Origin of the sequence: Bacillus sp. EKM420B (assembly GCF_011065565.1) — a bacterium.
In the GTDB taxonomy this organism is placed as follows: Bacteria; Bacillota; Bacilli; order Bacillales; family Bacillaceae; genus Bacillus; species Bacillus velezensis.
On the sequence record NZ_JAAMNX010000001.1, the window covers coordinates 864927 to 878366 of the forward strand.

General features: G+C 50.3%; 1 protein-coding gene. It reads left to right on the forward strand.

What is annotated here, in order from left to right; genetic code table 11:
* Position 1: 1 nt before the first annotated feature.
* Complete coding sequence (locus G9F48_RS04235) at positions 2-13429, forward strand: SDR family NAD(P)-dependent oxidoreductase (RefSeq protein ID WP_165410156.1); 13428 nt, start codon at positions 2-4, stop codon at positions 13427-13429.
* Positions 13430-13440 lie beyond the last annotated feature (11 nt).

Consider the following 13440-nt stretch of genomic DNA (forward strand, 5'->3'; position numbering starts at 1 on the left):
CGTGAAGAACTTCAATAAGCAAATCACTTTATCGCTGAAAAATCCGTTTATTTTACATCATGACGTTTACGGACAAAAAGTCCTTCCGGGATTGGCTTATATTGATATGTTTTATCAGATTTTCAAAGAGCGCGGCTATTCATACGACGGGCTTCAGCTGCGCCATTTATCCATATATCAGCCGCTTATCGCGAAAGAAGACAGCGCCGTCAAGCTTACGGTTGAATGTACGAAGGTAAAAGAAGGGCGCTGGAAACTTACCGCAAAAGGGGCTGAGGTCAGCGGCGGACGAGTCCAGCCGGAAGAACGCATTTACGTCAAAGCGGAAATGCACGAGACGGCACCCGCAGTTTTCAGTGACACGCTTGATCTTGACTCTGTCAAACGCGAGGCGGAACGCACCATCGATTTAAATGAGCTGTATGCACAATGCAGAATCCAGGAATTGGTTCACAGCGGATACATGAAAGCGGAAGGAGAAGTGTTTGAGGAGCGGGACGGCGTTACCTTTGATGTATCGCTCGGAAAAGACGCTATGGGACAGGCCGGAGGGTTTTTGTTCCATCCGACTCTTCTTGACGGAAGCGGCGTCGGCGCAAACCTATTGATCTCATCGCTGTTAAATGGGGAAAAGAGGCTGTTTCTGCCTCTTTTCTATGAATCTTTTACAGCTTCCGAACCTTTGCAGGCCGGCTGCATCACGAGAATCAAACGTTCGTCGCTTCGGCAGGAAAAAGAGCTCATTTACATTACGCTGGAGTTTTTTAACGCATCCGGCCGGAAAGTAGCCGAGCTGAAAGATTTCACAAGCAAGCTCGTGCGGGATGCCGAGCTGATCAATACAGACCGTAAGCCTGCTGAGAAGTCTCCTGAAAAAGCCGGTTTACCGGAAGTTGCGGCATCGCTTGAAGGCGGACACCCGCATGAGGAAGCAGAACGGTATGTCATGAATCTGATGGCTGAAAAAATCGGCAAGCCGCTTGAACAGATTGATTCTCAAGTCGGCTACTATGAAATGGGGCTGACATCGTCCGGACTGCTTGACGTCGTCGAAACGATAAGCGAAAAAATCGGCGAAACTCTTTCTCCGACTTTGCTGTTTGAATATACGACGGCAGCAGAGCTGGCGGCTTTCCTGACAGAACAGTACGGAAGCCATTTCAGCGCGTCTCCTGCAAAAATAGAGAAGCAGGTTGAGAAGCAAACAGAAAGAAGACGGAAAAGCAGTGTTCCGCAAGATGAAGATATTGCGATTATCGGCATGGCCGGCCGCTATCCGCAGGCCGAAAATATTCATGAATTCTGGGAAAACCTGAAAGAAGGAAAAAACTGTGTCACCGAAATTCCGGAGTCTCGCTGGGACTGGCGCCGGTTTGAAAATGTAAAGTCGCCTTCCGGAAAGAGCATTTCAAAATGGGGCGGATTTATTGATGATCCGGATTGCTTTGATCCCCAATTTTTCCGGATTACGCCGCGGGAAGCTGAAACAATGGACCCTCAGGAACGGCTGTTTTTACAAACATGCTGGGAAACGATTGAGGATGCCGGATATACGCCGAAGTCACTCGCAGAGGCGCGCGGACGGAATAAGAGACAGCGCGTCGGCGTCTTCGCAGGGGTGATGCATAAGGATTATACGTTGGTCGGGGCTGAAGCTTCTTCTGAAGATCATGTATTCCCGCTTTCTCTTAATTATGCGCAAATCGCAAACAGAGTTTCATATTTTTGCAATTTTCACGGGCCGAGCATGGCGGTCGATACGGTCTGTTCATCCTCGCTGACTGCGGTTCACCTTGCTGCGGAAAGCATTCGGCGCGGGGAATGTGAATCGGCGGTTGCCGGAGGCGTCAACTTGTCGCTGCATCCGAATAAATATCTGACATACGGTTTATGGGACATGTTTTCAACAGACGGGGTTTGTCATACATTCGGGAAAGACGGAGACGGCTATGTACCGGCTGAAGGAATCGGTGCCGTTTTATTAAAACCGCTGCGAGAGGCGGTAAAAGACGGAGACCGGATTTATGCGGTGATAAAGGGCAGTGCCGTCAACCACGTGGGGACAGTGAGCGGAATTTCCGTGCCGAGTCCCGTCGCGCAGGCCGATTTGATTGAAGAATGCCTGGACAAAGCGGGTATCGATCCGCGCACGGTCAGTTATGTTGAGGCGCACGGGACGGGAACTTCTCTCGGCGACCCGATCGAGGTTCAAGGCCTTGTCAAGGCGTTCCGCCAGTACACACAGGACAAACAGTTCTGTTCGATCGGATCAGTGAAGTCCAATATCGGCCATGCGGAATCGGCGGCGGGCATCAGCGGCTTAAGCAAGGTTGCCCTGCAGCTTCACCATAAAACTCTGGTGCCGTCTCTTCATTCCGAGGAGCTGAATCCGTATTTAGATTTTGAACAATCACCGTTTTACGTCCAGCATCATACCGAAGCATGGCAGCAGCCTTCAGTGAAGGAAAACGGAAACGAAACCGTATATCCCCGGCGTGCGGGCATCAGTTCTTTCGGGGCGACAGGTTCAAACGTGCATCTCATTCTGGAGGAATTTATCCCTGAAGAATCACACGGAACAGTGGCTGAACCGGCAGAAGAACAGACATTCATTTTCCCGGTTTCCGCCCGGAATGAAGAACGGCTAAAAGAGTATGTTGCGAAGCTGTCTGCATTTATTCATCCCGGCCTGCCGCTTGAGGATGCGGCGTATACACTTCAGATCGGCCGTGAACAGATGGAGGAGCGGGTTGCGTTCACCGCTCAGAATATGACACAGCTCAAAGAGCGGCTGGAAGGCTTTCTGGCGGGTAAAACGGTCAGCGGATGCTGGCGGAACCGAGCCGATAAAAGCAAACAGGCAGAGCTTGCTCCGGACTTGATACATAATTGGCTTTCTTCCGGGAGTCTGGAGATGATTGCCGAAAAGTGGGCCGGCGGAGGAACGATGGATTGGAATCTCTTGTACAGTGAAAACAAACCGAATCGGATCAGCCTGCCGACATATCCATTTGAAAAAATCCGGTATTGGGTGCCGAAGGCGGAGAAAAGAGAATCGCTGCCGCAAAACAGGGCAGGCATGCTGCATCCGCTCCTTCATGAAAATGTATCAAACATGTCAGGCGTCCGTTTCCGGTCCTCTTTTAGCGGCGGAGAATTTTTCCTGAAAGATCACGTCGTCAAAAACGAGCGGACGTTACCGGGCGCGGCTTATCTGGAAATGGTCCGGGCGGCCGTTGAACACGCGGCAGAAACGAAGGAAGAAGGAACAGTCCGCCTGAAACATGTCGCATGGATACGTCCGTTTACAGCGGCGGATGAATCCGCAGAACTGTATCTCCGTCTTTATGATGAAGAAAATGGGGAGATGGGCTTCACGGTTTACAGTGAATCGGCTTCCTCGGAACAAGAGCCCGTTCTCTATGCGCAAGGAAGCGCGGCGTTTGTCCGAGCGGGCGAACCGGCCAAAATCGAGATTGACAAATTAAGAGAGTCACGCCGTCTGATGATCACACCCGACGCTTGCTATCAGGCATACAAACAGATGGGGATTGAATACGGAGATGCTCACAAAGCGGTCACGGAAATCTATGCAAAAGACAGCAAAGTGCTCGCAAAGCTCTCACTCCCGTCATCTATTTCTCATACAAAAGATCAGTTTGTCCTTCATCCGAGCCTTTTGGATGCGGCCTTCCACGCGACAATCGGGTTAATGCTTGACAGAGACGGGACTGACATAAGGCCGATGCTGCCGTTTGCTCTCGAACAGATTGATGTGTTGAAAAGCTGTAAAAGCGATATGTGGGTTTCCATTGCGTACAGCGGCGAAAGCAAGCCTGAAGATGCCGTGCAGAAGCTGGATATTGATGTATGTGACGAACAAGGCAATGTATGTGTGAAAATGACTGGTTATTCCGCACGGGAAATTGAAACGGATAAAACAGATACACTATTTTTTGAACACGTATGGGAAGAGAAGACCGCTGTACATGAAAAAGCACCGACTCATTTCAAAGCCCGTCACGTGATGATATCAGACCGGTTTACGGATCAAATGAACAGCATACAGACAGACTTCAGCTGTCATGTGCTCCGTGATCAGCATAAGAGTGAAGACGAACGGTTTGAAGCTTGTGCGCTTCAGGCGTTCGAAGAAGTGAAGAAAATCCTCGCTTCAAATTCCGGCGGGCGCGAGCTCATTCAGATTGTCGTGCCTCAAGAAGCGGATACGCAGCTCCTTTGCGGCTTAACGGGGCTTTTGAAAACAGCGGCGCTTGAAAACCCGAACCTGACCGGCCAGCTGATTGAATTGGAGCCGGACGTCAAAGCAGACACGCTGTCCCAATATGTAAAAGAATGCAGCGCTCATCCTGATGACAAGCATATTCGCTATGAAAACGGCAAGCGCTATACGGCACAATGGCAGGAAACAGGGCTTGAACAGTTCGGCGCCGAAAAGCCGTGGAAGGATAAAGGTGTTTATCTGATCACAGGCGGTGCGGGCGGACTCGGATTTTTATTCGCCAAAGAAATCGCCCGACATGCAAAAGACGCCGTTCTTATTTTAACGGGGCGTTCTCTGTTGGATAACCGTAAAGAAGTCCAGCTTCAAGAACTGTCCGATCTCGGCGCGCAAGCCGTGTACAAACAAACGGACATGACGGAAAAACAAGAAGTTCAATCGCTCACAGCGGACATCTGCCGGAAGTACGGCGGATTAAACGGTATCATACACAGCGCGGGAACGATAAAAGACAACTATATTCTGAAAAAGCACAAAGATGAAATCCGTGATGTACTGGCGCCGAAAGTCTCCGGGCTGGTTCATCTTGATGAAGCGGCAAAGGACATTGAGCTTGATTTTCTGATTCTTTTCTCTTCCGGAGCCGGAAGCGCCGGAAGCGCGGGCCAGGCTGATTATGCGATGGCCAATGCGTTTATGAACGCCTTCAGTGAAAGAAGAAACCGTAAAAAAGCCCGAAATGAACGCTATGGACACACCCTTTCAATCTGCTGGCCGCTTTGGAAAGACGGCGGCATGACGGTTGATGCTGAAACGGAAGCGATGCTGACAAAAGAAAGCGGCATGGTCCCTATGAAAACAGAAAACGGCATCCATGCTTTGTACCGCGGGTGGGCGGCAAACACATCCCAAATCATGGTGACGGAAGGCTACGCCGCAAAAATCCGGGCGTTTCTGAAAAAATCAGCGGATGATCAGCCGGATAAGGGCAGCGAAACGGAAGAAACGGCAGGTCTTACAGCAGGCGGAGAGAACATGCTTGCAGAAAAAACAGAGCATTTCTTGAAACATGTGCTTTCGGAAGTAACCAAACTTCCTGTCGGCAAAATTGACGCCAAGGCGCCTATGGAAGATTACGGAATTGATTCGATTATGATTATGCATTTGACGGGTTGGCTGGAAAAGAGCTTCGGTTCATTGTCAAAAACATTGTTCTTCGAGTACCAGAATATCGAATCGCTGGCGCAGTATTTTATGAAAGCACACCGGGACACGCTGCTGGAAGTGACCGGGATGAAAACAGAAGAAACCCCCGCAGCCAAACCGGCGCTGTCTGAGAAAGCGAAAGTAAAGCCCGTTTTCAAACGGAATGAAGGCAAAAAAGGCTTTACGCAAGTCCGCACAGACACGCGGAAAAATCCAGTGACGGAGCGTGAAGATATCGCGATTATCGGTATATCAGGACGATATCCGCAGGCCGAAAATCTTCAGGAATTTTGGAAGAACTTGAGTGAAGGCACTGACTGCATAACCGAAATTCCAAACGATCGCTGGGATCACAGTCTTTATTACGACGCTGATAAAGATAAAGAAGGCAAGACGTACGGAAAATGGGGAGGATTTTTGAAAGACGTGGACAAATTTGATCCGCAATTCTTCTCTATTTCGCCCCGGGATGCAAAATTGATGGACCCGCAGGAGCGGTTATTCCTGCAATGTGTCTACGAAACGATGGAAGATGCCGGTTACACGCGCAAAAAGCTCACGGAAAAATCGGGTGATTTGCTTGGCGCCAATGTCGGTGTTTACGTAGGCGTCATGTATGAGGAATATCAGCTTTACGGAGCCGAAGAACAGGCGCGCGGAAAATCGCTTGCGCTGACCGGAAATCCGTCATCAATTGCGAACAGGGCTTCCTATGTATTCGGTTTTAACGGTCCGAGCATGGCGCTGGATACGATGTGCTCTTCTTCTTTAACAGCCATTCATCTGGCATGCCAAAGCTTGCGGAACGGGGAATGCGAGACAGCATTTGCCGGGGGCGTCAATGTATCCGTTCATCCGAATAAATATTTGATGCTCGGCCAGAACAGATTTTTATCAAGCAAAGGCAGATGTGAAAGTTTCGGTGAAGGCGGGGACGGTTATGTGCCCGGTGAAGGAGTGGGAGCCGTACTCCTTAAGCCGCTTTCTAAAGCGAAAGCGGACGGTGATCATATTTACGGCCTGATCAAAGGAACGGCCGTAAACCATGATGGAAAAACAAACGGGTATTCCGTACCGAACCCGAACGCCCAAGCCGCGGTGATCAAACAGGCGTTAAAAGACGCGGGAACCGATCCGAGGGCGGTCAGCTACATTGAAGCCCACGGCACCGGGACTTCACTCGGTGATCCGATTGAAATCACGGGTCTGACAAAAGCCTTTTCAGAACAAACACAAGATAAACAGTTTTGTGCCATCGGCTCAGCGAAATCCAATATCGGGCACTGTGAAAGCGCGGCGGGCATCGCGGGTCTGACGAAGGTGCTCCTGCAAATGAAACATAAGAAGCTCGCACCGTCACTGCATTCCCGGACGCTTAACCCGAATATTGATTTTCTCGCTACGCCGTTCAAAGTGCAGCAGACGCTTGAAGAGTGGAAAAGACCGGTCATAAATGAAAACGGAGTAAATAAAGAACTGCCGAGAACCGCGGGGCTTTCCTCATTCGGAGCCGGCGGTGTCAACGCTCATATCATCATCGAAGAATATACCGCTGATGAGGATAAGGAGATGGCTTTTGCCGCACCTCATCCGTCGATGATCGTCCTTTCCGCGAAAAATGAGCAACGGCTTCAAAAACGGGCGGAACGTCTTCTTGATGCGCTGCGGAGCGGGCGTTACCGGGAAGCGGATCTGAGCCGGATCGCATATACGCTTCAAATCGGACGTGAACCGATGGAAGAGCGTCTCGGAATGATTGTCAGCAATTTGCGCGAGCTTGAAGAAAAGCTTGACGAATTTACGGGCGGCAAGGAGTCAATTGAACGGCTCTACCGCGGACAAGTCAAACAGAATAAAGACACGATGGCGCTGTTTGCGGCTGATGAGGACATGGAAAAAACCATTGAGGCATGGCTTGAAAAAGGCAAAGCCGCAAAGGTATTAGAGCTTTGGGTGAAGGGCCTTCCGCTGAATTGGGATAAGCTGTATCAAATGGGCAGACCGCAAAAAATCAGTCTCCCGGCCTACCCGTTTGCAAAAGACCGTTATTGGATCGACACATCAGCTGATACAGCTGTCAAAAGACCGGCCGAAACACAGTCTGCGCCGATCGCACCGGCGGCCGTCCCGGAACCGGTCATTGAAGTAACAACTCTTCACGAGGAGACTGCCAAAGAAAAACCGTCAAACATTTCATTGCAGCCTTTGAGCGGCGCGACACCGAAAAGAACCGTACAGTCTGCTTCCCGTCCGGCGGTTTCCGCTGAAAAAGTAAGTGCCGAATTAACGGAAAGGTTGGCGGACGTTTTATATATGGATGCCGACGATATCGACGCAGATGACACATTTATTGATATCGGCATGGATTCAATCACCGGTCTTGAATGGATAAAGGCTGTTAATAAAGCGTACGGCACGTCCCTTACGGTGACGAAGGTATATGATTATCCGACAATCCGCCAGTTTGCGGCCTTCTTGCAAAAAGAGCTCGGGACAGAACCGATCCTTGAGGAAGCAGCCGAACCGCAGAAAACAGAGGCCGTAAAAAAACCGTCAAACATACTGCTGCAGCCTTTAAACGCTCATAAGCAGCATGTGATACAAGCAGAAGCGGATATTCTGGAGGCGATGTCTGAAACAGCAGCTTCCGCCGAACCGGAAGAACCGATTGAAGCGGTGCATGACGAGTTATCAAAAGCACTGGCTGATGTATTGTACATGGAGCGGCATGAAGTGGATATTGATGAGGCCTTTATTGACCTCGGTATGGATTCGATTACCGGTCTTGAATGGATAAAGGCCGTCAATAAACGGTATGGCACGGACTGTAATGTAACGAAAGTGTATGATTATCCGACAATCCGTCAATTTGCCGATTTTCTGCGCACGCAGCCGTCCGTCCGCGGAAGAAAAAAACAGGCGGTTCCCGTACGTCCAAAGCCGCTTACGCAGCAAGCCGCCCCGCAGGAGAAAACACCTGCCGAGCCGGAGAGATTAACGGTTCAAAAGGAACCTGAACCGGTGCAGGCCAAACGGGAGCCTAAAGACGAGATAGCGGACGCGATAGCCATCGTCGGCATGTCGGGCAAGTACCCGGATGCGCCGGACCTAAAGACATATTGGGACAACTTAGCCCGTGCGAAAAACGCCATTCGCGACATCCCGCTTTCCCGCTGGGATGTAAACAAATACTATGATCCGGCCTTAAACAAGAAGGGCAAAGTATACTGCAGATCAATCGGTATGCTTGACGGCATTGAAGAGTTTGATCCGCTGTTCTTTAATATATCTCCGTCTGAAGCGGAACTTATGGACCCGCAGCACCGGATATTTTTACAGGAAGGTTTTAAAGCCTTTGAAGATGCGGGTTACAGCTCAAAAGAATTAAACGGAAAAAATTGCGGCGTTTATTTGGGGATTATGAACAATGAATACGGCATGATGTTAAACAAACATCAGACAGGAGGAAGCGCGACGGGCAACAGTTTCAGCATCGCGGCGGCCCGCCTGCCTTATTATCTCAATTTGAAAGGGCCGGCCATTCCGATTGATACGGCATGCTCTTCATCTCTCGTCGGGACTCATTTGGCGCGTCAGGCGCTGTTGAATCATGAAATTGACATGGCGCTTGTCGGCGGGGTGACCTTGTATTTAACGCCTGAATCATACATCAGCATGTGTGAAGCCGGAATGCTGTCTCCTGACGGCCAATGTAAAGCATTTGATAACAGTGCGAACGGATTTGTGCCTGGCGAAGGCGCGGGGGCGCTCGTTTTGAAGAGGCTGAAAGATGCGGAAGCCGACCAAGACCATATTTACGGAGTCATTATCGGATCTGGAATTAACCAGGACGGAAAAACCAACGGCATTACCGCACCAAGCGCGAAAAGCCAAATGGAATTAGAGCGTCAAGTGTATGAAGCGCACAACATCCACCCTGAGAGCATCACCTATGCGGAAATGCACGGCACCGGCACAAAGCAGGGGGACCCGATTGAATTAGAAGCCTTATCTTCTGTATTCAAGGAAAAAACGGACCGCAAACAATTTTGCGCCATCGGTTCGGTTAAATCGAATATCGGGCATACGTCGGCGGCGGCAGGTGTAGCAAGCGTCCAGAAGGTTCTGCTGTCGATGAAACATCAGCAGCTTGTGCCGACCCTTCATTTCAGCACGCCGAATGAACATTTTGATTTCGATGACTCGCCTTTATTTGTCAATACCGAACTTAAACCTTGGGAAACAGGCGGAGCACCGCGGCGGGCCTGTGTCAGCTCATTCGGCTACAGCGGCACAAACGCTCATCTCGTTATCGAAGAGTATCAGCCGAAAGACCGGGGAAGCCGTAAGTCTGATGAGACAAACATTTTTGTGCTGTCGGCGAAAAAAGCGCCGCAGGTAAAAACCTATGCCGAGTCTGTGATCCAATTTGCAAAAGCTAATCAGAATATCAATCTTTCAGATATGGCATACACGCTTCAGACCGGGCGTGATGCGATGGATTACCGTCTTGCGGTTACAGCCGGTTCGAGAGAAGAACTGATCAGCCGTTTAACCGATTTTGTAAACGGAAATACGGGTGAAGGGATATATGAAGCCCACATCAAAACGGCAAAAAAAGAAATCAAAGCATTTGAAACGGACGATGATCTGAAGCAGCTTGTCAGGTCGTGGTTCGATAAGAAAAAATACGCCAAAATAGCGGAATTGTGGGCCAAAGGGCTTCAGACGGACTGGGACAGACTCTATCAAGACGAAAAACCCCGCAGAATCAGTCTGCCGGCTTACCCGTTTGCGAAGGAGCCTTACTGGCTGCCTGAACCGAAAGCCGTACCGCAGGAAACAGAAGACCGGCGCGAGGCTGTGCTTTTAGAAAAGCAATGGGTTCCGTGTGAGATCGATTCGGCCGGTGAGAAAAGCGGCAGGACGGTCATGATTCTGTCTGATGCAAGAACAGCGGAGCTTGCCGAAGAGACTGCGAAGCATTTCGCTGATTCGTTCATTCTCCCGGCCGATTCCGCTGACACTGCAGCTAGCGATTGGAATCACATAGATGGCGCAATCGATCTGACGGGATGCGGAGACGAAGACCCTTCACTGGAAGGAATCAGCCGGATCCAGACTCTGATTGATACAAGCCGCCGGCAAGCGCGGCCGCTGACGCTGCTATATGTAACAAAAGGCTTGGAGCCATTTCAGCAGAAAACGATTCATCTTGCAGGAGCGGCAAAAAGCGGTCTGTACAGAATGCTTCAAAATGAGTATCAAAACGTGATGTCCAGACACATGGATGCCGATACAGATACGGATCAGCAGACGCTTGCCAAACAGATTGCAGATGAATTTTCGGCGGACAGCACAGAACCGGAAGTCTGCCGCCGAAATGGAAAGAGATACCGTGCTTTGTTCAGCGAGATTCCAAGCGGGAAGCGAGCAGAACATAAGCCCGCACCGTTTCCTGAAGACCATGTGCTTTTCATTACCGGAGGGACGAGGGGACTGGGTCTCTTATGCGCCCGCCATTTCACAGAAAAACACGGCGTGAAAAAAGTAGTGCTGACAGGCAGGGAGCCGATTCCTCCCCGTCATGAACGGTCAGCCGTTAATACGAAGCTGAAAGAGAAGATACGGGCGATTGAAGAGCTTGAAGCAAAAGGAGTGCAAGTGGCGGTGATCAGTCTGAAATTGTCTGATCATGATGCGGCGGCAGCGGAAATTGAAACGATCCGGCGCACGATGGGACCGATCGGCGGCGTCATTCACTGTGCGGGATCGGTTAATTCAGTAAATCCGGCGTTTATCAGAAAGACTGCCGACGATATACAAGAAGTGCTGGAACCGAAAGTCGCCGGGCTTCAAACATTAAGCAGCCTTTTCACAAATGATCCTTTGCAATTTTTTGTCTTATTTTCTTCAGTATCTGCAGTCGTTCCGGCGCTCGCGGCGGGACAGTCGGATTATGCGATGGCAAATGCGTACATGGATTATTTCGCGGCGGCTCATCAGCATCAATATCCGTTAGTCAGCATTCAATGGCCGAACTGGAAGGAAACCGGATTAGGTGAAGTCCGCACAGAAAGCCTGAAGCAGACAGGGCTGCTGGGACTGTCCAACGCGGAAGGACTTGACTTGCTGGACCGCATTTTATCTGAAAACATCCGTCCGTCCGTTCTGCCGGCTATCGTTGATCGGAGCGAATGGCATCCTGACAGGCTGCTCTGTCAAGAGAAAAAACAAAAAGAGATTGAAGCCGTAATAAACGGCAAAGCCGCGGAAAAACATTCAGACAGAGAACTGCTTCTTGATACGAAGGCGTGGCTTGTGAAACTGTTTTCCGATGAGCTGAAAATCGCTCCGGAAGAACTGGAAACAGACGAACCGTTTCAGGATTACGGGGTTGATTCGATCATTTTAGCACAGCTTTTACAGCAAATGAATCATGCGCTCAAAGAGGACTTAGATCCGTCTGTTTTATATGAACATCCGACGATTGACGCGTTTGCCGAATGGCTTGTATCCAATGGTCAGCCGCTGCTTGCAGAAAGGGAGGAACCTGATACAGAAATGTTGGTTCCGGCTGCCGTACAAACGGTTCACACTGAACAAAAGCGTGATGCCGTAACTGAAGACATTGCCGTCGTCGGAATGAGCTGCCGTTTTCCGGGAGCGGAATCGTTAGAACAATATTGGGATTTGCTGAGAAGCGGCAGGTCCGCAATCGGCTCCGTCCCGGCGGAACGTTTCGGATATGCAAATCAATATGTTGCGGGATTGATTGACAATATGGATCACTTTGATTCCGAATTCTTTTTCATTCCGGAAAACGACGCGAAAGCGATGGACCCTCAGGCGTTGGCGGTGCTGGAAGAGAGCTTGAAACTTTGGTGCCATGCCGGCTATACCCGTGAAGAAATCAAGGGCGTAGAAGCCGGTGTGTATATCGGAGGCCGCAGCCAGCATCAGCCCGATCCTGAAAGTCTTGCGAATACCCGCAACCCGATTGTTGCGGGCGGGCAGAATTATTTAGCGGCAAACGTTTCGCAATTTTTTGATCTGCGCGGGCCGAGTATCGTGCTTGATACGGCTTGTTCATCGGCTTTGACAGGAATGAACATGGCCGTTCAGGCACTGAGAAGCGGCGATATCAAAGCGGCGGTAGTTGGCGGCGTCAGCCTGCTGAACACGGATGCGGCGCACCGGATGTTCCAAGAGCGCGGGCTGTTAAACGAAAAACCGGCATTTCACGTATTTGACAAGCGTTCAGACGGAGTTGTCCTCGGTGAAGGCGTCGGCATGGTTCTGTTAAAAACAGTAAGCCAGGCGCAAAAAGACGGCGACACGATACACGCGGTCATTAAGGCTGCCGCCATGAACAATGACGGCAGAACGGCAGGCCCGTCAGCCCCGAATATGCAGGCGCAAAAAGACGTTATGCAAAGCGCGCTTTTCAAAAGCGGCAAAAAGCCGGAAGACATCAGTTATATCGAAGCAAACGGATCGGGTTCCGCGGTGACTGATTTGCTTGAGCTGAAGGCGATTCAATCTGTATACCGCTCAGGTCCGCATGTTCCGCTCGGCATCGGGTCAATCAAGCCGAACATCGGGCATCCGCTTTGCGCGGAAGGCATCGCAAGCTTCATTAAAGTCGTATTAATGCTGAAGCATAAACAAACGGTTCCGTTTCTCTCAGGAGACGAACCGATGCCGCATTTTGATATAACAAAGACAGATTTTCACTTTCATAAAACAGCCGGCGAATGGGATGCAGCCAGACCGTCAGCAGCCATCAACTGCTTTGCCGACGGCGGAACGAACGCCCACGTCATTCTGGAAGCTTGGGAAGAAAAAGATACCCGAATGAAAAGAAAGCCGCTGCCGGTACCGTCATTAAGACGTAAGGCTCTGGTAAAAGAACCTGACGTACGAGCGGAGAAACAAGAGCTTCCTGCGAAAAAAATGTTTTGGAAAGCATTTAAATAAGAGAGGAGTGG